General features: G+C 41.5%; 21 protein-coding genes and 1 other annotated feature. Of the genes, 14 read left to right on the top strand and 7 right to left on the bottom strand.

What is annotated here, in order from left to right; genetic code table 11:
- Positions 1–248 precede the first annotated feature (248 nt).
- Complete coding sequence (gene creA / locus ACGF5R_RS01825; RefSeq protein ID WP_112876420.1) at positions 249–734, top strand: protein CreA; 486 nt, start codon at positions 249–251, stop codon at positions 732–734.
- Positions 735–926: 192 nt separating this feature from the next.
- On the opposite strand, the gene arcA is transcribed toward creA, so the two are convergent.
- Positions 927–1,643, bottom strand: a complete 717-nt coding sequence (gene arcA, locus ACGF5R_RS01820; RefSeq protein ID WP_011144944.1) for a two-component system response regulator ArcA — start codon at positions 1,641–1,643, stop codon at positions 927–929.
- A gap of 659 nt (positions 1,644–2,302) precedes the next feature.
- Here arcA and ACGF5R_RS01815 point away from each other — a divergent pair.
- The 4 genes from ACGF5R_RS01815 (at position 2,303) to thrC (ending at position 7,148) form a co-directional block, all read left to right on the top strand.
- Positions 2,303–2,371, top strand: a complete 69-nt coding sequence (locus ACGF5R_RS01815) for a thr operon leader peptide (protein ID WP_110882773.1) — start codon at positions 2,303–2,305, stop codon at positions 2,369–2,371.
- Positions 2,310–2,429, top strand: a sequence feature (Thr leader region). (Overlaps the previous gene by 62 nt.)
- Before the next feature lie 25 nt (positions 2,430–2,454).
- Positions 2,455–4,914: a bifunctional aspartate kinase/homoserine dehydrogenase I gene (thrA, locus tag ACGF5R_RS01810; RefSeq protein ID WP_387689457.1), complete on the top strand. Its 2,460-nt coding sequence runs from the start codon at positions 2,455–2,457 to the stop codon at positions 4,912–4,914.
- A gap of 2 nt (positions 4,915–4,916) precedes the next feature.
- Complete coding sequence (thrB, locus tag ACGF5R_RS01805; RefSeq protein ID WP_112876421.1) at positions 4,917–5,846, top strand: homoserine kinase; 930 nt, start codon at positions 4,917–4,919, stop codon at positions 5,844–5,846.
- Positions 5,847–5,849: 3 nt separating this feature from the next.
- The gene (gene thrC, locus ACGF5R_RS01800) at positions 5,850–7,148 is read left to right on the top strand and encodes a threonine synthase (RefSeq protein ID WP_387689454.1); all 1,299 of its coding nucleotides are present in this window, start codon (positions 5,850–5,852) and stop codon (positions 7,146–7,148) included.
- 49 nt (positions 7,149–7,197) lie between these two features.
- Here thrC and yaaA read toward each other — a convergent pair whose 3' ends face one another.
- Positions 7,198–7,974, bottom strand: a complete 777-nt coding sequence (gene yaaA / locus ACGF5R_RS01795) for a peroxide stress protein YaaA (RefSeq protein WP_387689451.1) — start codon at positions 7,972–7,974, stop codon at positions 7,198–7,200.
- Positions 7,975–8,377: 403 nt separating this feature from the next.
- On the opposite strand from yaaA, the gene ACGF5R_RS01790 reads away from it, so the two are divergent.
- The 3 genes from ACGF5R_RS01790 (at position 8,378) to mog (ending at position 11,465) form a co-directional block, all read left to right on the top strand.
- Positions 8,378–9,589 carry an MFS transporter gene (locus ACGF5R_RS01790; protein ID WP_112876425.1) on the top strand — a complete coding sequence of 404 codons (1,212 nt, stop codon included), beginning with the start codon at positions 8,378–8,380 and terminating at the stop codon, positions 9,587–9,589.
- Positions 9,590–9,855: 266 nt separating this feature from the next.
- A complete protein-coding gene (gene tal, locus ACGF5R_RS01785) occupies positions 9,856–10,809 on the top strand; it encodes a transaldolase (protein WP_387689448.1) in 954 nt (317 codons plus the stop codon).
- An 80-nt stretch (positions 10,810–10,889) separates the two neighbouring features.
- Entirely contained in the window at positions 10,890–11,465 is a 576-nt protein-coding gene (mog, locus tag ACGF5R_RS01780; protein WP_387689445.1) for a molybdopterin adenylyltransferase, read from the top strand.
- 77 nt (positions 11,466–11,542) lie between these two features.
- On the opposite strand, the gene ACGF5R_RS01775 is transcribed toward mog, so the two are convergent.
- Positions 11,543–12,058 (bottom strand): hypothetical protein, encoded by a 516-nt coding sequence (locus ACGF5R_RS01775; RefSeq protein WP_387689442.1) that lies wholly within the window; start codon positions 12,056–12,058, stop codon positions 11,543–11,545.
- A gap of 504 nt (positions 12,059–12,562) precedes the next feature.
- Between ACGF5R_RS01775 and ACGF5R_RS01770 the strand changes: the two genes are divergently transcribed.
- The 3 genes from ACGF5R_RS01770 to ACGF5R_RS01760 are packed head-to-tail and all read left to right on the top strand — an operon-like array spanning position 12,563 to position 15,001.
- On the top strand, positions 12,563–13,636 hold the full coding sequence (locus ACGF5R_RS01770) for a UDP-glucose--hexose-1-phosphate uridylyltransferase (RefSeq protein WP_112876430.1): 1,074 nt from the start codon (positions 12,563–12,565) through the stop codon (positions 13,634–13,636).
- Positions 13,637–13,658: 22 nt separating this feature from the next.
- A complete protein-coding gene (gene galK, locus ACGF5R_RS01765) occupies positions 13,659–14,819 on the top strand; it encodes a galactokinase (protein ID WP_387689439.1) in 1,161 nt (386 codons plus the stop codon).
- A gap of 8 nt (positions 14,820–14,827) precedes the next feature.
- Positions 14,828–15,001, top strand: a complete 174-nt coding sequence (locus tag ACGF5R_RS01760) for a hypothetical protein (RefSeq protein ID WP_192880978.1) — start codon at positions 14,828–14,830, stop codon at positions 14,999–15,001.
- 89 nt (positions 15,002–15,090) lie between these two features.
- Here the strand turns inward: ACGF5R_RS01760 and satP are convergent, their stop codons facing one another.
- A complete protein-coding gene (gene satP, locus ACGF5R_RS01755) occupies positions 15,091–15,660 on the bottom strand; it encodes an acetate uptake transporter (protein WP_112876431.1) in 570 nt (189 codons plus the stop codon).
- A 312-nt stretch (positions 15,661–15,972) separates the two neighbouring features.
- Here satP and dnaK point away from each other — a divergent pair, with 312 nt between their 5' ends.
- Together dnaK and dnaJ are read left to right on the top strand one after the other, a co-directional pair.
- Positions 15,973–17,883: a molecular chaperone DnaK gene (gene dnaK, locus ACGF5R_RS01750; protein ID WP_112876432.1), complete on the top strand. Its 1,911-nt coding sequence runs from the start codon at positions 15,973–15,975 to the stop codon at positions 17,881–17,883.
- A gap of 113 nt (positions 17,884–17,996) precedes the next feature.
- Positions 17,997–19,127 (top strand): molecular chaperone DnaJ, encoded by a 1,131-nt coding sequence (gene dnaJ / locus ACGF5R_RS01745; RefSeq protein ID WP_112876433.1) that lies wholly within the window; start codon positions 17,997–17,999, stop codon positions 19,125–19,127.
- 226 nt (positions 19,128–19,353) lie between these two features.
- Here dnaJ and ACGF5R_RS01740 read toward each other — a convergent pair whose 3' ends face one another.
- The 3 genes from ACGF5R_RS01740 to ACGF5R_RS01730 form a co-directional block, all read right to left on the bottom strand.
- A complete protein-coding gene (locus ACGF5R_RS01740; protein ID WP_262980975.1) occupies positions 19,354–20,658 on the bottom strand; it encodes a carbohydrate porin in 1,305 nt (434 codons plus the stop codon).
- Positions 20,642–22,063 (bottom strand): glycoside hydrolase family 1 protein, encoded by a 1,422-nt coding sequence (locus ACGF5R_RS01735; protein ID WP_387689436.1) that lies wholly within the window; start codon positions 22,061–22,063, stop codon positions 20,642–20,644. The genes ACGF5R_RS01740 and ACGF5R_RS01735 overlap by 17 nt, the downstream gene beginning before the upstream one ends.
- Positions 22,064–22,138: 75 nt before the next feature.
- Positions 22,139–23,575, bottom strand: coding sequence for a PTS transporter subunit EIIC (locus ACGF5R_RS01730; protein WP_112876436.1), 1,437 nt, complete (start codon positions 23,573–23,575; stop codon positions 22,139–22,141).
- Between the two features lie 460 nt (positions 23,576–24,035).
- On the opposite strand from ACGF5R_RS01730, the gene ACGF5R_RS01725 reads away from it, so the two are divergent.
- Positions 24,036–24,887, top strand: a complete 852-nt coding sequence (locus ACGF5R_RS01725) for a PRD domain-containing protein (protein WP_387689433.1) — start codon at positions 24,036–24,038, stop codon at positions 24,885–24,887.
- Positions 24,888–24,974 lie beyond the last annotated feature (87 nt).

The raw sequence follows: 24,974 nt of genomic DNA, 5'->3' as shown, positions 1-24,974 counted from the left end.
TCTGCGTGCTGTTCGTGTTCATAATTTATTGACAAGCGTGGCATTCAACAATAACTCTACTGGATATGAGCACTAAGTGTAAAACAAGTCTTATATTTACAATAGGATACTTATTCGTATTATTATTTCACTCATTACTTTATGAAATTATATTAATGATTAATTATTTCTATTGATGGTATTACCGTCCTATTTGGTATCTCAGCGGTGAAATTTTACGCTGAATTAATTAAGGAATGAGACTATATATGTTAAAAATCATAAAGATACTCGTAACAACGGCATTGTTGTGCATACCTGTGGTGGCTCTGTCTGAAGAGATTGGCTCGGTAGACACTGTTTTTAAATTTATCGGGCCTGATCACAAAATTGTCGTGGAAGCGTTTGATGATCCTGATGTTAAAAATGTGACTTGCTACCTGAGCAGGGCAAAAACAGGTGGAATAAAAGGGGGTTTAGGACTTGCGGAAGATACTTCTGATGCAGCTATTTCTTGTCAGCAGGTTGGAGAGATTGAACTCACAGACAAGATTAAAAAGAGCAGCAAAAAAGGTCAGGTGGTTTTCCAGAAACGAACCTCACTGGTGTTTAAAAAACTTCAAGTCGTTCGCTTCTATGATGCAAACCGTAATGCATTAGTCTATTTGACATATTCCGATAAGATGATCGATGGTTCACCGAAGAATGCGCTCAGTGCTGTACCCATTATGCCGTGGAAGACGGTGGAAAATTGAGGAGCAGGATGGGTTCTTACAGGGATATCCCATCCTGTCATTGTTAGAGACTTACTGATATACCCGTTATCTTTCAAGTTGCCTCTTTGTTGGCTGCACTCACTCACCCCGGTCACATAGTTCGCTATGCTCCCGGGGATTCGCTCCTTTGCCGTCGCGATGCATCTTGAAATCCATAGGGATATGTTCAAGTTATGCTTCCAAATCACCACAGAAACGATAGCCTTCACCGTGAATGGTGGCGATAATTTCCATCGTATCTGGCGTCGATTCAAAATGTTTACGGATACGACGAATCGTTACATCAACAGTACGGTCGTGAGGTTTCAATTCACGACCTGTCATTTTTTTCAGTAAATCTGCGCGTGTTTGGATTTTGCCTGGATTTTCACAGAAATGAAGCATGGCGCGGAACTCGCTGCGTGGCAATTTATACGGCTCACCAGCTGGGCTTATCAGAGAACGGCTATTGATATCTAATTCCCAACCGTTGAATTTATAACTCTCAACTTGGCGGCGTTCCTCGCTGACATTACTCAGATTCATGGTACGAGAAAGCAGGTTGCGGGCGCGAATAGTCAATTCACGCGGATTAAATGGTTTGGTGATGTAATCATCTGCGCCAATTTCCAAGCCAAGGATTTTGTCTACTTCGTTATCACGGCCGGTCAGGAACATCAAGGCAACATTTGCTTGCTCACGCAGTTCGCGGGCAAGTAACAAGCCATTTTTGCCTGGAAGATTAATATCCATAATCACCAGGTTAATGTCGTTGTTTGACAGAATATGGTGCATTTCTGAACCATCGGTGGCTTCATAAACTATGTACCCTTCAGCTTCGAAAATGCTTTTTAGGGTATTGCGAGTGACAATTTCGTCTTCAACAATCAAAATGTGCGGGGTTTGCATGGTTGCTACCTAGAATCGCTTAAAAATAAATCAGAATGATTCAAACTACTCTTATCTCAGGATATTTACTGGTTATTATTTGTCATCACTGAAATTATAGCCCAAATCAGTAATAACATTTTATTGATATGTTTTACACTGAAAGTAAAAGTTGCTTTTCCTTTGGTGGGTATATACCCAAAAAAACTGGTTAAACAGTGTTATGTTAGTCCATTAACAGCAATATAACAGCTTGCAATGCATTTACCATCTAAAAAAACTACCTTTTATTGACGTACATCAAAATTGATTGTAGCACGTTAATATTATTTATATTGGTTATTTTATACCTTGTATTCTGTCATGCAAATGACAAATTCTTGTTAACGCACAGAGTGGTTTTGTTCGAAAAATAATCCCCCATGAGCTTGGCGGTGAACAAAAATAACTGATTTTTACGAAAAGATAAAATATATTGTTAATTTTGTTAAAAATGGATTTAATAACTAAAAGATTGGGTTCAGTAAGAAATATTTGTTTGTCTTGATGACCATGAAATGAATTATTCCAATATTAAAAATATCAAAAGCGTAAGGTTATTTAGAGAAAATGTTTGACTTTGCGCACAAATTCATTTAACCAATATAGGGTCGAACCCATTAAATGACAGACAGGAACCTATGCAAACTATCAGCCTGAAAACCACAATTATTACCACCACCGGAACCACAGGTTGCGGAGCGGGCTGACGCATATATAAAACAGAGAAAAAAGCCCGCATCCAAATCAGATGCGGGCTTTTTTTTGGCGCGGAATCAGGAGAAAAATGTTAATGCGAGTGCTTAAATTTGGAGGAACTTCGATCGCTAATTACCAGCGAGTGTTGAACGTTGCCGATATTGCAGAGAAAAAACTTTCTCAAGGAGGGGTTGCGTTGGTGCTTTCTGCTCCGGCAAAAATTACCAATCATTTAGTGGCTATGATTGAAAAAACGGTAGCTGGGCAAGAGATCATTACCCATATGCACGATGCTGAGCAGATCTTTGTTGATTTATTACAGGGGGTGGCACAGGCGCAACCCGGTTTTGCTTATGAACGGTTAAAAATGATGGTTGAGCAAGAATTTGCTCAATTGAAACAGGTTCTGCATGGTATTTCGTTACTGGGCCAATGCCCGGACAGCATTAACGCTTCCCTGATTTGTCGTGGGGAAAAACTCTCTATCGCCATCATGGAGTCTGTATTGCAGGCACGTGGTCACAAGGTCACGGTGATTGATCCGGTAGAAAATTTGTTGGCACAAGGTCATTACCTTGAATCTACGGTAGATATCAACGAGTCTACGAAGCGCATTGCTTCTCTGAATATTCCTGATGACCATATTGTTCTGATGGCTGGATTTACGGCTGGAAATGATAAAGGGGAGCTAGTTGTCCTGGGGCGTAATGGTTCTGACTATTCTGCTGCGGTTTTAGCGGCTTGCTTGCGGGCGACATGTTGTGAAATCTGGACTGATGTGGATGGTGTTTATACCTGTGATCCCAGAGTTGTGCCGGATGCACGGTTATTAAAAGGCATGTCCTATCAGGAAGCGATGGAGCTCTCTTATTTCGGTGCCAAGGTATTGCATCCACGGACCATTGCTCCAATTGCTCAATTTCAGATCCCTTGTTTGATTAAAAATACCGCCAATCCAGATGCGCCTGGAACACTGATCGGTGACGGGCAGAAAGATGAAAGTACGCCGGTAAAAGGGATTACCAACCTGAGCAATATGGCAATGATTAACGTATCAGGTCCTGGTATGAAGGGGATGGTGGGTATGGCGGCAAGGGTATTTGCTGTCATGTCCCGCAAAGGGATCTCTGTTGTGCTGATTACTCAGTCATCTTCAGAATACAGTATCAGCTTCTGTGTCCCTCAACGTGAATTGGAACGCGCGCGTCAGGCACTGAGTGAAGAATTCTATCTTGAGCTGAAAGAGGGGATTTTTGATCCTTTAGATGTGATGGAAAATCTTTCCATTATCTCTGTTGTTGGCGATGGTATGCGTACCCTGCGCGGCATCTCTGCCCGTTTCTTCTCTGCATTGGCGCGCGGTAATATCAATATTGTTGCAATCGCACAGGGATCTTCTGAACGTTCCATCTCTGCGGTTATCGATAATGAAGTGGCAACGACAGCTGTTCGTTTGTGCCATCAGATGTTATTCAATACCGATCAGGTGATCGAAGTTTTTGTTGTCGGTGTTGGTGGTGTAGGCAGTGTTTTGATTGAACAAATCCGTCGTCAACAAACATGGTTGAAGCAAAAGCACATTGATTTACGGGTATGTGGTATTGCTAATTCACGGGCCATGTTGACGGACATGAGAGGTATTTGCCTTGATAATTGGCAGCAATGTTTATCAGAGGCCAAAGAACCTTTTAGTTTGAGCCGCCTGATCCGTTTAGAGAAAGAGTACCATTTACTGAACCCGATGATAGTGGATTGTACCTCTAATCAGCAAATTGCTGATCAATACGTCAGTTTCCTGAGTGATGGCTTCAATGTGGTCACGCCGAATAAAAAAGCCAATACTTCGTCAATGGCTTATTATCATCAGATTCGTAAGGCGGCAGAGAAATCTAAACGCAAATTTCTGTATGACACTAACGTAGGGGCTGGCCTGCCTGTTATTGAAAACTTACAAAACCTGCTTAATGCGGGTGATGAACTCATTCAGTTCAATGGCATTCTTTCTGGTTCTCTCTCTTTTATTTTCGGTATGCTGGATGAAGGAATGTCACTATCTCAGGCAACGTTACTGGCAAAAGAGAAAGGCTATACCGAACCCGATCCGCGTGATGATCTGTCCGGTATGGATGTTGCCCGTAAACTGTTGATCCTCGCTCGTGAATCAGGTTATGAACTTGAATTGGATGGTGTTGATGTGGAGCCTGTACTGCCAGCCTCCTTTGATAGCCGAGGGGACGTGGATGCTTTCCTTGAACGTTTACCTTCTCTTGATCAGGTTTTCAACCAGCGGGTGGCAGAAGCCAAAGGGCAGGGAAAAGTATTGCGCTATGTTGGCATAATTGAAGAGGGCCGTTGTAAGGTGAAAATCTCCGCAGTGGATGGTAATGATCCGCTTTATAAAGTCAAAAATGGCGAAAATGCGTTGGCATTCTACACGCGTTACTATCAGCCAATACCGCTGGTACTGCGGGGATACGGGGCGGGTAATGATGTTACTGCCGCAGGTGTTTTCGCAGATATGCTGCGTACCTTGTCCTGGAAACAGGGAGTTTAATTGTGATTAAAGTCTATGCGCCTGCATCTATTGGCAATGTCAGTGTTGGGTTTGATGTACTGGGAGCGGCGGTCTCTCCAGTTAATGGTGCTTTATTAGGTGACTGCGTTACTGTCCGGGCAGCGAAGAGTTTCAGTTTGCGTAATGAAGGGCAGTTTGTAGGGAAGTTACCTGAGAAACTGGAGCACAACATTGTTTATCAATGCTGGCAATTATTCTGCCAGCGTTTGGGCAAACAATTACCAGTGGAAATGACGCTGGAAAAAAATATGCCAATTGGTTCTGGCCTTGGCTCCAGTGCTTGTTCTGTTGTTGCAGGTTTGATGGCACTGAACGAGTTTGCAGGTCTCCCATTTTATGAAAGCCAATTACTGGCAATGATGGGGCAACTGGAAGGACGTATTTCCGGCAGTATTCACTATGATAATGTCGCTCCATGTTATCTCGGCGGTTTGCAACTGATTATGGAACAAGGAGATGTTATCTGTCAGCCAGTACCTACGTTTGATGAGTGGTTATGGGTGATGGCCTATCCGGGCATTAAAGTTTCTACCGCAGAAGCCAGAGCAATTTTACCTGTGAACTATTCGAAGCAGGATGTTATCGATCATGGACGTTTCCTTGCCGGGTTTATTCATGCTTGTCATACACGGCAACCAGCGCTGGCAGCCAGATTGATGAAAGATGTGGTTGCTGAACCGTATCGTACTCAACTGTTACCGGGTTTTGCTAATGCGCGTGAAACAGCAAAACGGGTAGGGGCATTGGCGTGTGGTATTTCTGGTTCTGGCCCGACATTGTTCTCCATTTGTAATGATATGGCGACCGCAGAGGAAATAGCTGAGTGGCTGCAACAGCATTATGTTCAGAATGATGAAGGTTTTGTACACATTTGCCGTCTGGATCTCGCAGGCGCACGACAAATAGGGTAACTAATGAAACTGTATAACTTGAAAGACAACCGCGAGCAGGTGAGTTTTGCACAAGCAGTCAAACAGGGGTTAGGCAAACAGCAAGGGCTTTTCTTCCCGCAAGATTTACCCGAATTTAGTCGTGAAGAAATTGACCAACTGTTGAAACTGGATTTTGTCACCCGCAGCGGTCGCATTCTCTCCGCGTTTATTGGCGAGGAAATTCCGCCAGAACAACTGGCGACACGAGTTAAGCATGCTTTTACTTTTCCGGTTCCTGTGACCGATGTGGAAAATGATGTTGCAACGCTGGAATTATTTCACGGCCCGACGCTGGCATTTAAGGATTTTGGCGGCCGTTTTATGGCGCAAATGTTGGCACAAGTTGCCGGTGAGCAGCCAGTAACTATCCTGACTGCGACTTCCGGCGATACGGGGGCAGCAGTAGCGCACGCCTTTTATGGGCTGAATAATGTACAGGTGGTAATCCTCTATCCGCGAGGCAAGATCAGTCCGTTACAGGAGAAACTATTCTGTACATTGGACGGTAATATTCACACGGTGGCGATTGATGGCGATTTCGATGATTGTCAGGCGTTGGTTAAACAGGCGTTTGATGATCAGGAGTTGAAACAGGCTTTGTATCTCAATTCAGCCAACTCAATTAACATCAGCCGCTTGTTGGCGCAAATTTGCTACTACTTTGAAGCAATTGCTCAGCTACCAGAAGATAAGCGTGAACAACTGGTTATCTCTGTACCGAGTGGGAATTTTGGTGATTTGACCGCGGGTTTATTGGCAAAATCGATGGGATTGCCGGTAAAACGCTTTATCGCTGCCACTAATGTTAACGATACAGTTCCACGTTATCTAGAGGATGGAAAATGGTTGCCTCATCAGACCGTTGCCACGCTTTCCAACGCAATGGATGTGAGCCAGCCAAACAATTGGCCCCGGATTGAAGAACTGTTCTATCGTAAATCCTGGCCGTTGAACGAATTGGGATATGGTGTAGTCAGTGATGAGGTAACTGAAGAGACAATTAAAGAACTGGCTAAACTGGGTTATATCTCTGAACCTCATGCAGCGGTTGCTTATCGTGTTCTGCGTGATCAATTACAAGAAGATGAATACGGGTTATTTCTTGGTACAGCTCATCCAGCGAAATTTAAAGAGAGAGTGGAGCAGATTCTGGGTGAGGAATTACCATTGCCCAAAGCTTTGGCTGAACGGGCTGATCTGGAGTTGCAGTCCCATTACTTGCCGGCAGATTTTGCTAGGTTGCGATATTTCTTGATGGAAAGAGCACCCAAGTCATTATAAAAGTGGGCGCCGCACAGATCATGCGGCGTTTATTATTGATAATAAGCTCTTAATATTGTTCTGGGCGCTTAAATACCAGCTCATTCCCTTTGGATAACGATTCATCAAAGGCATAGCCATCCAGATTAAACTCCACCAGACGGTCAGTTTGCGTTAATTGGTTCTGAATAATAAACCGGCTCATCAGCCCGCGGGCTTTTTTCGCATAAAAACTAATGATTTTATACTTACCGTTTTTCTCATCGAGAAATACAGGTTTAATAATTTTACCGGCTAACTTTTTCGTATTCACGGATTTGAAATATTCATCGGAAGCCAAATTAACCAACACATTATCACCTTGTTGTTCCAGCGCCTCATTGAGCTTTTCCGTGATCAAATCCCCCCAGAAAGCATAGAGATCTTTACCGCGTTTATTTTCCAGTTTGATCCCCATTTCCAACCGGTAAGGTTGCATCAGATCTAACGGACGAAGTACACCGTAAAGGCCAGATAAAATCCTCAGATGATTCTGAGCAAAATCAAAATCCTTATCGGAGAAAGATTCAGCTTGCATACCGGTATAAACATCACCTTTAAATGCCAGGATAGCTTGACGGGCATTTTCTGGTGTGAAATCAGCATGCCATTCGCCAAAACGGGCTGCATTCAGGCCGGCAAGTTTATCGCTGATACCCATCAAACTCGCAATTTGGGCGGGTGCCAGTTCGCGACAAATACTGATTAACTGCTCTGATTGGTTGAGTAATACTGGCTGACTATATTTTTCCGTGGCAAGAGGGCTTTCATAATCAAGGGTTTTTGCAGGTGAAATAGTAATAAGCATAATATCGTTCCGGTTGTTCAGATGAAGTTACTTTAACAAAAGATAGGATAATAAAGAATTAATAACGACGATAGCGGAAACTGTGTACGTGATATCTGTCGGGTAACAAGCTGATAATTTTGTACTTCATTTTATTGGTCGATATTGCTTTTAATATTAAAAATATTTTAATGATTTATGATGGTATATTTTTATTTAAATTTATATATAAATTTAAATAAAGTTTTTTGGCTTATTAAAATATTAATTTTTGTGAGTTTGATCGATTTTTCTTGGATTGTAATAGTGTAATTATTTTAAAAGTAAGAGAGTGTACAATATTACTGTTTTCTTATTTTATTGAAGTCGGGGAAATACCATTAATGAAATCGATTGGATAATTATAATATAAGTGGGATAAGATATGGAGAATAAAAATAAGCTATTATCCTCTGATATAATATCTATCTTTGGTACAGGAATAAGTGAAATAGCGCTTCTTTCACTTGTATATTCAATTACCAAGTCGGAGATAGATACATCTTTAATGGTATCTGTGAGATTAATGGCGAGTATATTAGTTTTTGTGGTTATTGGTGGGCTAACTGCTCGGTTTAATATGAGGGCTATTTGTATTTCTTCGGATTTATTTCGGGTAGTAACAATATTTCTTGCTGTATTTGTCAATAATATATATTTATTGTTTTTCATATCTTTTCTTCTATCATTTTTTTCAGGTTTGAATATATCAATAAGGTCAGTAGCATACCAAGCATTTGTTAGCTCAGAAGAAAGAGTGGCTTTTATATCAAAGCAACAATTCTATTATGGATTGCTCTCTATATCTTCTCCATTGATAGCTGGTTTTTTGATAAATATGATTTCAATACGCCCCTTATTTTTTATTGAATCAATGTGTTTTATTTTATCAATTATATTTCTCTTTTTTATCGGCGATTGGGGAACTAAAGTAAAGGAAAAAGATATTTCTATGAAATATGGTGGGTTAGAATATATTATCAAGAATAATACGCAGAGAAATATATTATTATTCAGGATAAGTATTTTAACTGCAATGGTGTCATATCAAGTAATTTCGACCTATATAGTGACTTCTAACTATACAACAATTTCCTCTTTATTTAGTGGGCCATATTCGTTTTCTTTTTCTGATTTGATTGCTTATTTTTCCTTTTTAGCTTCTGTTTCAATGTTATTTGGGTCTTATTTATCTGGTCGCTATTTTACTATAAGTAGAATAAAAAAATCTTTCTTTCTTGGTTCTCTATTGATTGCAATTGGGAGTATCCTTTGGGCTATGCCTTTATCAAAAATTGTCCTGTTATACTATACTCTGGGGACCGTGCTTATTTTTATCGGACTTTCTTTTTTAAGAATCTCTCTCTATACATCAGGGCAAGAGCTAACTCCAGAAAAATATTTTGCGAGAATAATATCGTCTTCGGATGCAATTTCAAGAAGTTACCAATCAGCCTTTGGTATTATAATAATATGGTTAATCCCTTTGCTAGGAAGTAGTGTTTTATTTGTCTTTTTTGCAATGTGTTCTTTAAGTTCAATTGTTGTTGCAAAGAAAATAAGTGCTGACGTTGAGAATAAACTCACATTAAAGTAGTTTATTTTAAAGGAAATTATTGGCAATGGTTTCAATTTACTGAATTTTTATCTCTGTGATGAGATCCTCAAACCAAGAGACTTTGCTAGCGGGGGTCTGTAATGATGCTCTAAAGTTTAAAGGATTTGCTATCGAAAACGTTTGTAAATCAACCAAACATCCTCAATTGTTTTTACCGCCTTGCAGCAAGATCTGACCATGTTATTATCAACGGATGGCTCAGAAACAATGCCACAATTTCACGCATAACGATGAGATATGACAAAATGACCGATAAACTAACCTCCCTGCGTAAACTGACAACAGTAGTGGCAGATACCGGGGATATTGCGGCGATGAAACTTTATCAGCCACAAGATGCGACAACTAACCCATCTCTGATCCTTAACGCTGCACAGATTCCTGAATACCGTAAATTAATTGATGAAGCAATTGCGTGGGCGCGTGAACAGAGCGATTCCCGCGAGCAGCAGATTGTGGATGCCAGTGATAAACTGGCGGTAAATATTGGCTTGGAAATTCTCAAACTGATCCCCGGCCGTATTTCGACAGAAGTTGATGCTCGTTTGTCTTATGACACTGAACGCAGTGTTGCTAAAGCTAAACGCCTGATTAAGTTGTATAACGAGGCAGGTATCAGCAATGATCGGATTCTGATCAAATTGGCTTCAACCTGGCAGGGTATCCGCGCGGCTGAACAGCTAGAAAAAGAAGGGATTAACTGCAACCTGACACTACTGTTCTCTTTTGCTCAGGCGCGTGCTTGTGCGGAGGCGGGTGTATATCTGATTTCGCCATTCGTTGGTCGTATCCTTGACTGGTATAAAGCGAACAGCGATCAGAAAGAGTTTGCTCCACATGAAGATCCCGGCGTCATTTCTGTGACTGAAATCTACCAATACTATAAACAACATGGCTATAGCACTGTGGTTATGGGAGCAAGTTTCCGTAACGCTGGTGAGATTTTGGAATTAGCGGGTTGTGACCGTTTGACTATTGCCCCTGCGTTGTTGAAAGAGCTATCGGAAGCTCAGGGTGAAGTTGAACGTAAACTGAGTTATACCGGTGAAATTAAAGTGCGTCCAGAGCCATTGAATGAAGCTCAGTTCTATTGGGAACATCATCAAGATGCAATGGCAACAGAAAAACTGGCGGATGGTATCCGTAAATTTGCTATCGATCAGGGTAAACTTGAGAAGATGATCGCTGATCTGCTGTAATAGTAGGTTATAAGCTATTCTTTTAGTGTTAAAGGCGGCATAATTAGCCGCCTTTTTGCCATCAGTTAATTGAGGTTTGTATGAATGAATTGCGCATTGGCTTGATATCCGTCTCTGATCGTGCATCGAGTGGGGTTTATCAGGACAAAGGGATTCCGGCATTGTCCGAGTGGCTGAAAAGTGCGATTACCACCCCTTTTCAGATAGAGGCTCGTCTGATCCCGGATGAGCAGATCATCATTGAACAAACCTTATGTGAGCTGGTGGATGAAATCGGCTGTCATCTGGTTTTGACCACTGGTGGAACGGGTCCGGCACGCCGAGATATGACTCCTGATGCCACATTAGCGGTTGCAGATCGTGAAATGCCGGGCTATGGCGAACAGATGCGTCAGATTAGTTTGCAATTTGTTCCAACGGCAATTTTATCCCGTCAGGTTGGTGTTATTCGCAAACAGGCGCTGATCCTGAACTTACCGGGGCAACCAAAAGCAATTGCAGAAACGCTGGAAGGTTTGAAAGACGAAAACGGCAACGTTCTGGTATCCGGCATTTTTGCCAGCGTGCCATATTGTATCCAATTGCTGGATGGCCCATATGTGGAAACCAATGATAAGGTAGTCGCGGCTTTTAGACCGAAAAGTGCTTGTCGTTAAGCAATGGGTTGATTAGAGAATCAAAAAATCAAACTTTTATCCGCCACCTATCATCATCTACCGGTTGAGGTTTTGGCTCAGGAAGATAAGGTTCTTGCTAAATCAATCAGCGAGGCTGAGTTTTTCGGGTTAAGGATACCTTTAAAACCGACTGGTAGAAATTGCGTTAACCACGGATAAGCTTTATCTGCGTGCGTTGCATCAGGCATGTTGTGCAGTGCAATATTACCTAAACCGGCCATTAATTCAGGGGATGTTGTGATCACGTAAGTGGCAATGCCCGGCACAACAACCAGGAAAGGCAAAATGAGTTTCAGAAAGGCGGCGAAAACAATTCCTTTCTGTGCTTCCTGAATTGATTTTGCGGCAAGAGTACGCTGAATAATGTATTGGTTGAAGCCCCAATAATAGAGGTTTGCGACCCATAAACCGCCAATCATTACAGCAATACCAGGCAAGTTTATGAATTCAGGGTTACTTTTATCCAAAATCATTTCAAAGTGCCCCGGTGCCGCATCAGCCATTTTTGCAAATCCGGCCATCATGCCGTCACTACCGCCAATATAACTGATAGCGATAAATGTTGTGAGCAATCCACCTAATATCAGGAAGAAGACTTGAATAACATCGGGCCAAACTTGTAAACGTTACCATTTGGTGGAGATGTAATCAGAATCACAAAATTGTTATTAAATATCCTATTTGTAACTTATCTTAATTCTTAATAATTTGTTTTAATTAATAGATTAAGTAAATTTACTGTGACTTTTAACTCATGTTTGCAGAATATGTTAAAGTTGAACACCTTATCTGTATTTTAGGTTTATATTTAAACTTTTTGTGTAACCGTTTACATTTGCGTGATTGGTATCTCAGATTAGTGTTAATGTCCGTTGTTAAACTGTGTCCAGCCCAAGTATTAATAAAGATTTTCACAATCGGTGTTGAAAAATATACCCAATGGATTTCAAGATGCATCGCGACGGCAAGGGAGCGAATCCCCGGGAGCATAGAGAACTATGTGACCGGGGTGAGTGAGTGCCGCCAACAAAGAGGCAACTTGAAAGATGACGGGTATATAAAAAGTAGAGACTGCTATGCCCAAAATTGCATTCAATCCTGTTGAACATCCCCATCGTCGTTACAATCCGCTAACCGGGCAATGGGTTTTAGTCTCTCCTCATCGAGTGAAGCGGCCGTGGTGTGGGCAAGATGAGCAGCCATTGATAGATAATATTCTTAACTATGATGAGCAATGTTTTCTTTGCCCATCAAATACACGTATTTCCGGTGATAAAAATCCTGCTTATCAAGGAACCTTTGTTTTTAATAATGATTTTTCGGCTTTAATGCCCGATTCACCTGATGTGCTCCAATCGTCTCACCCGTTATTTAAAATACAAGGAGTACGAGGATTAAGTCGCGTGATCTGTTTTTCTCCTGATCACAGTAAGACATTGCCTGAATTGCCGGTTAAACATATTCGTCAGGTAATTGATACCTGGAATGAGCATATTGAAATACTGGGTAAAGAATATCTTTGGGTTCAAATTTTTGAAAATAAGGGTGAAGTAATGGGATGTTCTCAGCCTCATCCACATGGACAAATTTGGGCAAATAGTTTTCTGCCAAACGAAATTGAACGTAAAGATAAACAGTTACGTAACTATTACCAAGAACAAGGTTCCAATTTACTGATGGATTATGTTCAGGCTGAATTAGCTGATGGTGAACGGGTGGTGGTCGATACAACCCATTGGTTGGTGGTTGTGCCTTATTGGGCTGCATGGCCCTATGAAACCATGTTATTACCTAAAGTTCATGTTCGTCGTATGAATGAATTAACGGGTGAACAACGCGATGATTTGGCGGTTGCGCTTAAAAAGCTTACCAGTCGTTATGACAACTTATTTCATAGCTCTTTTCCTTATTCAATGGGTTGGCATTTTGCGCCGTTTTTTGCACAAGGCAGCGATATTGAACATTGGCAACTGCATGCACTTTTCTATCCGCCATTATTGCGATCGGCTACTGTGCGAAAATTTATGGTGGGCTATGAAATGTTTGCTGAAACACAACGTGATTTAACGGCAGAGCAAGCTGCTCAGCTTTTGCGTGCTGTGAGCGATGTACATTATAAAGAGCAGCAATGCTCATTATCGAGTGGTTGATACCATATTTGAGAGTAATGTGATGGAAACTTTAATTAATCGCGTTAAAAATGTTTTTGATTTAGTATTTCATTATACGCCGACACATATTATTCAGGCACCGGGTCGGGTTAATTTGATTGGAGAGCACACGGATTATAATGACGGCTTTGTATTGCCCTGTGCTATTAATTACCAAATCGTGGCTGCTGCGGCGAAACGAGAAGATAATATTATTCGTGTTGTTTCGGTTGATTATAATAATCAGTTAGACGAGTTTGATATTAGCCAATCTATTATATTTCATGAAAGTAAAATGTGGGCTAATTATATTCGCGGTGTTGTAAAGTGTCTGCTCAGTCGTGGGTATATATTTAACGGGGCAGATATTGTGGTAGTGGGTAATGTGCCACAAGGGGCGGGATTAAGTTCATCGGCTGCACTGGAAACAGTTATTGGTCAAACAATTAAAAACCTTTACCACTTAGCCATTAGCCAAACAGAAATAGCATTAAATGGGCAGCAAGCTGAAAATGAATTTGTCGGTTGTCATTGTGGCATTATGGATCAATTGATTTCCGCACAAGGTAAGAAGGATCATGCGTTATTAATTGATTGTCGTCATTTAACCACGCAAGCCGTATCTATGCCGAAAGATATTGCAGTTATGATTATTAATTCAAATAAAAAACGGGAATTGGTTGGCAGTGAATATAATGTTCGTCGGGCTCAATGTGAACAAGCAGCCGCACTATTTGAGGTTAAAGCTTTGCGGGATGTGGCATTAGATGAGTTTGAAAAACGTCGTGTTGAGCTGGATAGTGTAGTGGCTAAACGTGCACGCCATGTGATCACGGAAAATGAACGTACACTTTTGGCAGCAAAAGCATTAGCAAAGGGTGATATGCCATTAATCGCGGAACTTATGGCGCAATCACATCAGTCAATGTGTGATGATTTTGAAATTACCGTACCTGAAATCGATACCTTGGTTGATATTGTGAAACAAGTCATTGGTAAACAGGGTGGAGTGAGAATGACTGGTGGTGGGTTTGGGGGTTGTGTGGTGGCTTTAGTTCCACAAACTTTGGTTGATGTGGTTAAGGCTGCGGTAGAACAACATTATTTTGCGTTGACAGGTCTGAAAGAGGCCATTTATGTGTGTCAGGCTTCGGACGGTGTAAATCTGGTTGAAACACTGTAGGCAATAAAATGACAGATGCTTACTTTGAATTATTGAACGCTTCAATGACACAAAATGTTGCTTGGGATGGAAAGAAAACAAATCTTGTCTGCCTTTCCAATGTTTCAGGTTTTTCTATGGTGCTGATGGACATTGGCGCTTCGTGGTTAAGTTGCCGTGTACCTTTAATAGCGCAGGGGTAAATATCATCGGCTTTTTCTACCATCTTTTCCTCTGAAAATAACGGACTGGAAGAGGAGAAAAAATTTGCCTTCTTCCAACCCGCGGTTTATTACGGTTTTATCTCGCCAATGGGCAGAATAGTGCGTCCATACTGCTCATTCAGCACTTCCGCCATTGCCAGATAAAATGCGCTGGCACCACATATTATCCCTTCATAACCGGCAATCGTCAGAAGAGTGGTATTTCCGGTAAAGTTGCCAATCGCTAACAAAGCGAACAACAGTGTCAGGCCACCAAAGATAAACTGTAGTACGCGGTTAGCCTTGAAGGTGCCAAAGAACATAAACAGAGTAAACACACCCCATAGGCCAAGATATACCGCTAAATATTGGCTGCTGGTGGCTTCTGCCAGTCCCATTTTAGGCAGAAATAATAACCCGACCAGACTGAGCCAAAACAACCCATAGGAGGTGAAAGCCGTTGCGGCAAAGGTATTGCCTTTCTTATATTCAAAAATCCCTGCCAGTACTTGAGCCAGGCCGCCGTAGAAAATGCCCATACTCAGGATAACGGATGCCAGTGGAAAGAGACCTGCGTTATGCAGATTAAGCAGAATGGTTGTCATGCCGAAGCCCATTAGCCCTAAGGGGCCGGGATTAGCCAATTGATTCGCGCTCATAAGTCCTCTGAAAGAAAATCATAAAAGTCATAAATAGCAAAGGAGGCGAATCATAATGATCTGTCAGCAATGAAACAATAATCTTTGAAATAATAAAAAGGTTTTTTTTTCGCATCCCCCCTTGATGATAGCTTTAACGACCCCATCTTATAATCAACCGCAGTTGCTAATCGCTGTCCTATACAGCCGGTGTTATAAGCAAGGGTGAGGAATCGCGTAGAGGCATAAAAATGGGTGCCATTGAAAAGCAGAAAGTCATCCTCATATTGATTAGCAACTTGACTGATTACGAATTTCTTTGGAGGCGTTTAGATGGGTAAAATTATTGGTATCGACCTGGGAACTACCAACTCTTGTGTAGCTATTATGGATGGCACGACAGCTCGTGTGCTGGAAAACAGCGAAGGTGATCGCACAACCCCTTCCATCATTGCTTATACCCAGGATGGTGAGACTCTGGTTGGTCAACCGGCTAAACGTCAGGCTGTTACTAACCCGCAAAATACGTTGTTTGCTATTAAGCGTCTGATTGGCCGTCGTTTCCAAGACGAAGAAGCGCAACGCGATGTAGCTATCATGCCATACAAAATTATTGCGGCAGATAATGGCGACGCATGGCTGGAAGTGAAAGACCAGAAGATGGCTCCTCCTCAGGTTTCTGCTGAAGTTTTGAAGAAAATGAAGAAAACGGCAGAAGATTATCTGGGTGAGCCAGTGACTGAAGCGGTAATCACCGTACCTGCATATTTTAACGATGCTCAGCGTCAAGCAACCAAAGATGCTGGCCGTATCGCAGGTCTGGAAGTAAAACGTATTATCAACGAACCAACCGCTGCTGCACTAGCTTATGGCTTGGACAGAGAAGTAGGTAACCGTACTATCGCGGTTTATGACCTTGGTGGTGGTACTTTCGATATCTCTATTATCGAAATCGATGAAGTTGATGGTGAAAAAACATATGAAGTGCTGGCAACCAACGGTGATACTCACTTGGGCGGTGAAGACTTCGACAGCCGTATGATCAACTACTTGGTTGACGAATTTAAGAAAGATCAGGGCATTGATCTGCGTAACGACCCATTGGCAATGCAACGTCTGAAAGAAGCAGCGGAAAAAGCAAAAATTGAACTCTCTTCTGCACAACAGACCGATGTGAACCTGCCATATATCACCGCAGATGCAACCGGTCCTAAGCACATGAATATCAAAGTGACCCGTGCGAAACTGGAATCACTGGTAGAAGAGCTGGTTAAACGTTCTATGGAGCCTGTACGAGTCGCATTGCAAGATGCCGGCCTGTCAGTTTCTGATGTGAACGATGTCATTTTGGTGGGCGGTCAGACCCGTATGCCAATGGTACAGAAAGTGGTTGCTGACTTCTTCGGTAAAGAGCCACGTAAAGATGTGAACCCTGACGAAGCGGTAGCAATGGGTGCTGCGGTACAGGGCGGTGTTCTGGCCGGTGATGTGAAAGATGTCTTGTTGCTGGATGTTACACCACTGTCTCTGGGTATCGAAACAATGGGTGGCGTTATGACTTCCCTCATTGTGAAAAACACCACGATCCCAACCAAACACAGCCAGGTGTTCTCTACGGCAGACGACAATCAGTCTGCGGTAACTATCCATGTGTTGCAGGGTGAGCGTAAACGTGCCGGTGATAACAAATCTTTGGGCCAGTTCAATTTGGATGGTATCCAAGCAGCACCTCGTGGTATGCCTCAGATTGAAGTGACTTTTGATATTGATGCTGATGGTATTTTGCATGTATCTGCTAAAGACAAAAACACTGGTCGCGAACAGCAGATCACTATCAAGGCCTCTTCCGGTCTGAATGAGGACGAAATTCAACGGATGGTTCGTGATGCAGAAGCTAACGCTGAATCTGATCGTAAGTTTGAAGAGTTGGTACAAACGCGTAACCAAGCAGATCAACTGGTTCACGGTACCCGTAAGCAAGTAGAAGAAGCGGGTGACAAGCTGCCAGCAGAAGATAAAACTGCGATTGAAAGTGCTATCACTCAGCTAGAAACCGCAGCGAAAGGCGAAGATAAAGCGGATATTGAAGCGAAAATTCAGGCTTTGGTTCAGGCTTCCGCTAAGTTGTTGGAAATTGCTCAGCAGCAGGCTCAGGCTGGTGCAACCGCAGACGCTGGTGACAGTGCGAAGAAAGATGACGACGTTGTAGACGCTGAATTCGAAGAAGTTAAAGATAAAAAATAATAGCCCTTAGCGGGCGCGGTGACAGTTAGATGATGACAACTGTTGCTGATTAACCGGCACGGGCGTCGAGGGAACTCTGCGCCCGTGCGCGTATGTTAAGGGTAAAATAAGAGATGGCGAAAAGAGATTATTACGAAGTTTTGGGGGTTTCCAAAACAGCGAGCGAAAAAGAGATTAAAAAAGCCTATAAGCGGCTGGCGATGAAATATCATCCTGATCGTAATCAGGGTGATAAAGAAGCAGAAAGTCAATTCAAAGAAGTTAAAGAAGCTTATGAAATTCTGACGGATGACCAGAAACGGGCTGCTTATGACCAATATGGTCATGCTGCTTTTGAACAAGGCGGCATGGGCGGTGGCGGTTTTAGCGGCGGTGCTGATTTTAGTGATATCTTTGGTGACGTTTTCGGTGATATCTTCGGAGGTGGTCGTCGTCAACAGCGTCCAAGCCGCGGTGCTGATTTGCGTTACAGCATGGAGTTGACGCTGGAAGAAGCAGTTCGTGGTGTGACCAAAGAGATCCGTATCCCGACACTGGAAACCTGTGATGCCTGTCATGGTAGCGGCGCTAAAGCAGGAACCAGCCCTGTAACCTGCTCAACCTGTCAAGGTGCTGGTCAGGTTCATATGCGTCAGGGGTTCTTCACCGTTCAGCAACCTTGTCCACATTGTCATGGACGTGGTCAGATCATTAAAGATTCTTGCCATAAATGTCATGGTCATGGGCGAGTTGAAAGATACAAAACCCTGTCTGTTAAGATCCCGGCAGGTGTAGATACCGGTGACCGCGTTCGTTTGAGTGGTGAAGGTGAAGCGGGAGCTAAAGGCGCACCCGCAGGTGATCTGTACGTTCAGGTACAGGTGAAATCGCACCATATTTTTGAGCGTCAAGAAAGTAATCTCTATTGTGAAGTGCCGGTTAACTTTGCAATGGCGGCACTGGGCGGAGAAATCGAAGTACCAACCCTCGATGGCCGTGTGAAATTGAAAATACCTGCTGAAACCCAGACAGGTAAAATGTTCCGCATGAAAGGCAAAGGTGTTAAATCTGTCCGTGGTGGCATTCAGGGTGATTTACTGTGCCGGGTAGTGGTAGAAACGCCAGTTAAATTGAATGAAAGACAGAAAGAATTACTGTGCGAATTGGGTGAATCTTTCGGTGGTGCTGGCGAAGAAACGAATAGCCCACGTTCTAAAAGTTTCTTCGATGGTGTAAAGAAATTCTTTGATGATTTGACTAAGTAATAGTCGATGTCGCCACATATATACCCTGTGGATTTCAAGATACATCGCGACGGCAAGGAAGTGAATCCCCGGGAGCATAGCGAACTATGTGATCGGGGTGAGCGAGTGCAGCCAACAAAGAGGCAACTTGAAAGATAACGGGTATAGAGCTGGATTGCTAAATAAAGCTCAAATTACGGGTGAAAAGTCCTCGTTTTAAATGAGGACTTTTTGTTTAAATTGAAAATTATAAACTAACAGTAATTTGTGTGAGCAAGTTATAGGCATCATCCTCTTTCGGTGTCACTGATGGGTGATGAGTATACGATAAGCTATTAGTCCAATAGATTCCGTTGTAAACACGATAGGTATACGCTACAGAAGCGGTTGCACTATAACTTTCAGCAAGTTGACCATTGCGGGCGAAGTAATCTTTTGCATCGTTACTGAATTTATCGTATGCCAGACCAAAAGTGACCATATCGTTTGGACGTGAATTAAATGGCCCGATGCTGAACAGTGATAACGAAATATCAGCATTAAATAGGTTACGATTCTTTGGTGCGTAATTGGCTTTGCCGTCAATATACCAGCCACGGAAAGGCATTGACGCATCCGGTTTGGTTATTTGGCGGGTCGCCGCTATATAATGAGAGTAAGTGTTATCTTCATACTCTAAGTTATTATAGTTAAAATAAGGTGTTTTATTGAACACCGATCCGCCCCGCAGCCAGATCATATTTTCCGTTTCATTGGTATTAACACGATAACCTAATTCATTGATCACCAAGGTGCCTGCTCTGGGAAGTTTCCAGCGCAGACCGTAAGTATTATATTTTGAGTCTGCCTTTAAACCTTCTGAGCTTTGACTTCTGGCAACACCAATGTGGTCATACCAACGTTTATTTTCCGATAAAAACCGAATATCTATCGATGGACTCGGTTTGGTCATGGTGAGGCCAGCTTGGGCCAACATGACACTGGTTGGCCCCAACGCGGATGAGGCTGTACTGCTACCAAAAAATAATCCATAGAAATTGAAGAGTAGTGTTGTATAGCCGTAATTTAATATTACTTGGTCATTAAATAAGGGTTGGTTAATGGAAAAGGCTGAGACAAAAGGATGTCCATCTTGACCATTATTTTTGAAGTTATTATAAGCATAGGTTAAACCTAAACGCAGTTGTGCTTTATCAGTGAAACCAATCCGTGATAAATCGTAAGTGAGTTCTGTAGCCGCCATATTACCGGTAGTTAAGCGCTGTCCCATATAATTGGGATTAGGTGTATTTTTCCAGCTTCTTGATACATCGTAGGTTAGGTTAGTGAGTAGTTGAAAATTTGCATAAAAGCCACGATCTGCCATTTCTTTTCTAAGGCCGCCCCATTCAGGAAATACGGTATCGCATGCAGATGAAACCGAAGGTGTTTCTTGTCCTCTCGGTAAAAGGGCATCATACGAGCTACAGCTATTTTCTGCTGCCACAGTAATATTGTTATAAAGCAAAATAAGTGGAACTGTGAGTAAACGAAATTTATTGGTTATTTTCATTTTTTTCCTCCGGGGATTTAAGCGTATTCCCGTGACTGCTTATCACCTCTTTATACCAACTAAAACTTTTTTTACGTCGCCGTTCTAATGTCCCATTACCTTGGTCATCACGATCGACATAAATAAATCCATATCGTTTTGACATTTCTGCTGTAGAGGCGCTGACCAAATCTATTGGCCCCCATGAGGTATATCCTAATAATTGAACACCATCTTCAATGGCTTCTCGTATCTGAAATAAGTGATCGTTGAGATAGTTAATACGATAATCATCAATAATAGAGCCATCGTCTTGAATAACATCCCTGGCACCCAAACCGTTTTCTACAATAAACAGGGGTTTCTGGTAACGGTCATATAGCATATTGAGAAGATAGCGAATGCCTTGGGGATCGATTTGCCATCCCCATTCTGAGCTGGACAGATAAGGATTTTTCACCGGATTAATTATATTCCCTGAGGTCTTGATAATCTCAGGATTTGTCGTTGCACAGCTACTCATGTAGTAACTGAAAGAGAGAAAATCAACGGTTTCTTTGAGTGCTTTTTTATCTTCATCTGTTATATCAAGTGTAATATTTTGCTCTTCAAATAGACGGGACATATAAGATGGATAATATCCACGAGCTTGTACATCAAAGAAGAACAACCATTCGCGATTCTTTTTCAATGATTCTAATATATCATCAGGGTGACAAGTCAATGGATAATAAGGTGCCGCTGCCACCATATTACCTATTTTTGCATCAGGAATAATTTCATGGCAGGCTTTAACTGCTTTAGCACTGGCAACTAATTGATAATGTAGCGCCTGATAAATATCTTGAATTTTACTTTTTTCTGGTAATCCTGCGCCGGTAAAACAAGAGAATAAAGACATGTTAATTTCATTGAATGTCAGCCAATATTTTACTTTATGTTGGTAACGTTTAAAAACAGTTCTGGTATAATGGTCAAAAAACGCAATTGTTTCACGATTTCCCCAACCACCATATTTTTTTACTAAGCCATAAGGCATTTCAAAATGAGAAAGCGTAATCAATGGTTGAATATTATGTTTTATCATTTCGTCAAAAAGGCGATCATAAAAAGCTAAACCATTTTCGTTCGGTATTTCTTCATCTCCTTCAGGGAATATACGTGTCCAGGCGATAGAGGTTCTCAGGCATTTAAATCCCATTTCAGCAAATAGCGCAATATCTTCGGGATAACGATGATAAAAATCGATACCAATATCCTTAATATGAAAATCACCCAAACTGCGTTCTATGCTGTGACCAATGACTCCGCGGGGTTGCATATCTGAGGTTGATAACCCTTTGCCATCTATTTGATAGGCACCTTCAACTTGATTTGCAGCCAGCGCTCCTCCCCAAAGGAAGTTATTTGGAAATTGTTTGTTCATGATTTTCCTCTTGTTAATTGCTCGTTAAACTTGGAAGATATCTTCTTAATATGATTCTTCCTCTCAGAGTTTAAATTAATTTTTTGTACGGGATGTTATTGGTGAAGCTTTTACTTCTGATGGCAAACCGAATAAATAGGTTGCGATACAGGAGAAGACAAATGAACCTAACGAACCTAATACGACACTCCAGAAAGCACTATCTATGCCGGAGGGAGAAATAAATGAGGTAAATGCAAAGATACCCATGCCGCCAACGTTATATGCTGTTCCTGAATAGAAACCGACAATTGCCCCGCCAAGTGCCCCGCCAATACAACCGATAATAAATGGGCGTTTTAGTGGCAGTGTGACACCATAAATAGATGGCTCAGTGATGCCAAAGAGACTTGATATCAGTGCGGTACCTGATAATGTTTTCATATTCTTATCGCGTGTACGTAAAAATACCCCCAGAGTTGCACCTGCTTGACCAAATATTGCTGGCTGGAGCAGTGGAGAGAGCATATCTCTTTTCTGGGTCATCATATTATTGATCATTATTGGGATAAGTCCCCAATGCAGACCGAAAATGACACAAACCTGCCACAATGCGCCCATCAAAAGTCCAGCAATGACCGGATTTAATTGATAGAAAAAGAGATATCCCGCTGCCAGGCTATCACTGAGCTCTGTTGCTATAGGGCCAATAACTAGAAAAGTCAAAGGAACCGTAATCAATAGACATAGGAAAGGTGTGGCAAACATTTTGAAGGAAGAATGAAACCAACTGTTAAACTTCTTTTCCAGTAAGCAGCTAAACCATGCTGATAAAATAATGGGAACAACTGTTGAGCTGTAATTAATGAAAGTAATAGGGACACCAAGGAAATTGAGGTGAATAGCAGGTGTAATTTGTGAAAGTTTAAATGTCTCGGTCATGGTTGGATAGGTTAAGGCTGCCCCGATAACCATCGTAATAAAAGGGTTGCCTCCGAACCGCTTACCTGCGGTATACCCTAATAAAATAGGCATGAAATAGAGCATTGCATCACCGGTAGCGTATAATATTTTATAGGTACCGCTGTCTATGCTCATCCAATTGAATACGTTGGATAAAGCGAGAATGCCTTTAATTAATCCGGCTGCGACCAATACACCTAATAGCGGGGTAAAAATACTGGAAATAATATCAATGGCGACATCAAGAATGCGTTTTAAACCTCTGGCGTTATCTCGTTTTATCTCTTGTGGTGAAGTTATATTTTGTGCTGCTTCTGCGTCATCTTGTAAGTATTTATGATTAATATCATCGTAAACATCACCTACATGGCTACCGATGACTACCTGATATTGCCCACCACTCTCTACTACGGTAATAATTCCCGCAGTCTGTTTGAGTAATTCGCTATTGGTCAGGCTGCTATCTTTAAGTTTAAATCGTAAACGAGTCGCACAATGGACTAGGCTAGATATATTCTCTTTCCCACCTATTGTGCTGACTATTTTCTCAGCCAGACTTTCGTATCTCATTGGACCTCTCCTTCATTTTAGTACGCTGAAAACAGCGAAAGGCCAAATTTAAGGTAAAAAAAAACCTAACCCACCATCTACAATCGCCTTGGAATAAGGGAACTGTAGCGTGATGGATTAGGTTTTGCCCGACGTCAATCGCAACTAAGTCGGTAACAAGCCTATATCAGTTGGTCAAAAACTAATTACTCCTTGCGATACTTGCAAGTTATTAAATGTAATTTTGGTAAAAATGTGATGCTTATCATAAATATCCTGGGTAAGTGGATATGTTGCTGTGTCGTTGACTTTGTAAAAATAATGTTTTAGCTTAAAAGGTAACATAATGAATATAGTGTACAGGAGTGTTACTGATTAGACTCAGGCACAACCAGGTCACAAATATATTTCACCTATTTTATAGGCTTAGGTTGGTGCATATATTGGTGCATATAATAGTTTATCCTGTAAGGTATCTCTTTTGTTAACGATAGTAAAACTCATAAATAATAATGTCGTTCTTGCCGTTGATGAGAATAATAATGAAGTTATTCTAATGGATAAGGGCATAGGTTTTAATAGAAAAAAAGGCGATAGGCTGAATATTCAAGATGTTGAAAAAGTCTTCACTGTTGAAAAGAACGATAGAATTAATCAAATTATTGCGACTATTCCAGTCTCAGTTATAGAGCTAACCGAGAAAATTATCGCATTAGGGAAAGATCTTCTTGGCAAATCACTCAACGATTCATTACTCATTACTTTGTCAGAGCATTTAAACTTTGCATTTGAGCGAGTGAGTAAAGGATATCAGATTGGTAATGTCTTACAATGGGAGATCCCTCATCTTTACCCGTTGGAATATGAAGTCGGTAAACAGGCGCTTATCTATATTAATGACCAGATTGAAAAACCATTACCGCCGATAGAAGCCTCATTGATTGCCTTGCATTTTGTCAATGCTCAATATGAAGGGCAAACAATGGGAGATACATTAAAATTAACGAATTTGATTAATAAAACGGTTAAGCTCATACACTACTATTTTCATGTTAACCTTGATACAACCTCGGTGAATTACTCTCGTTTTATTACGCATTTGCGCTATTTCCTGATTAGACAAAATAAAAATGAGCATTCTTCTGCGATTGAGATGGATTTTTCTCTGCAAGAGTTGATAGAAGAAAAGTATTTCAAAAGCTACAACTGTGCAGTTAAGCTAATTAAATATCTGAGGGAGAAATACCAATGGAAAGTGCCCGATGATGAATTGATTTATTTAGTCATTCATATAGAGCGGGTGGTTAATGATAGTTATAAGGGCAGAGAATGATAAGTAAATGGATCGTCAAATAAGTGTCAATCGCTAATGGTATTAGATGAGTATATTTATGTGATTTAGATTTTTTGGGAGGTGGTG

Source organism: Photorhabdus sp. RM71S (assembly GCF_042879355.1).
Classification (GTDB): domain Bacteria; phylum Pseudomonadota; class Gammaproteobacteria; order Enterobacterales; family Enterobacteriaceae; genus Photorhabdus; species Photorhabdus kayaii.
The sequence above is the reverse complement of the archived record's forward strand: the minus strand, read 5'-3'. Positions and strand labels throughout refer to the sequence as shown.

Bases quoted from the DNA above. Each gene is read 5' to 3' on its own strand.
- galK (WP_387689439.1), top strand. From the start codon at position 13,659: ATGGAAACTTTAATTAATCGCGTTAAAAATGTTTTTGATTTAGTATTT.
- ACGF5R_RS01760 (WP_192880978.1), top strand. From the start codon at position 14,828: ATGACAGATGCTTACTTTGAATTATTGAACGCTTCAATGACACAAAAT.
- ACGF5R_RS01735 (WP_387689436.1), bottom strand. From the start codon at position 22,063: ATGAACAAACAATTTCCAAATAACTTCCTTTGGGGAGGAGCGCTGGCT.
- creA (WP_112876420.1), top strand. From the start codon at position 249: ATGTTAAAAATCATAAAGATACTCGTAACAACGGCATTGTTGTGCATA.
- ACGF5R_RS01740 (WP_262980975.1), bottom strand. From the start codon at position 20,658: ATGAAAATAACCAATAAATTTCGTTTACTCACAGTTCCACTTATTTTG.
- ACGF5R_RS01770 (WP_112876430.1), top strand. From the start codon at position 12,563: ATGCCCAAAATTGCATTCAATCCTGTTGAACATCCCCATCGTCGTTAC.
- satP (WP_112876431.1), bottom strand. From the start codon at position 15,660: ATGAGCGCGAATCAATTGGCTAATCCCGGCCCCTTAGGGCTAATGGGC.
- thrC (WP_387689454.1), top strand. From the start codon at position 5,850: ATGAAACTGTATAACTTGAAAGACAACCGCGAGCAGGTGAGTTTTGCA.
- ACGF5R_RS01790 (WP_112876425.1), top strand. From the start codon at position 8,378: ATGGAGAATAAAAATAAGCTATTATCCTCTGATATAATATCTATCTTT.
- mog (WP_387689445.1), top strand. From the start codon at position 10,890: ATGAATGAATTGCGCATTGGCTTGATATCCGTCTCTGATCGTGCATCG.
- yaaA (WP_387689451.1), bottom strand. From the start codon at position 7,974: ATGCTTATTACTATTTCACCTGCAAAAACCCTTGATTATGAAAGCCCT.
- thrA (WP_387689457.1), top strand. From the start codon at position 2,455: ATGCGAGTGCTTAAATTTGGAGGAACTTCGATCGCTAATTACCAGCGA.
- dnaK (WP_112876432.1), top strand. From the start codon at position 15,973: ATGGGTAAAATTATTGGTATCGACCTGGGAACTACCAACTCTTGTGTA.
- ACGF5R_RS01730 (WP_112876436.1), bottom strand. From the start codon at position 23,575: ATGAGATACGAAAGTCTGGCTGAGAAAATAGTCAGCACAATAGGTGGG.
- tal (WP_387689448.1), top strand. From the start codon at position 9,856: ATGACCGATAAACTAACCTCCCTGCGTAAACTGACAACAGTAGTGGCA.
- arcA (WP_011144944.1), bottom strand. From the start codon at position 1,643: ATGCAAACCCCGCACATTTTGATTGTTGAAGACGAAATTGTCACTCGC.
- dnaJ (WP_112876433.1), top strand. From the start codon at position 17,997: ATGGCGAAAAGAGATTATTACGAAGTTTTGGGGGTTTCCAAAACAGCG.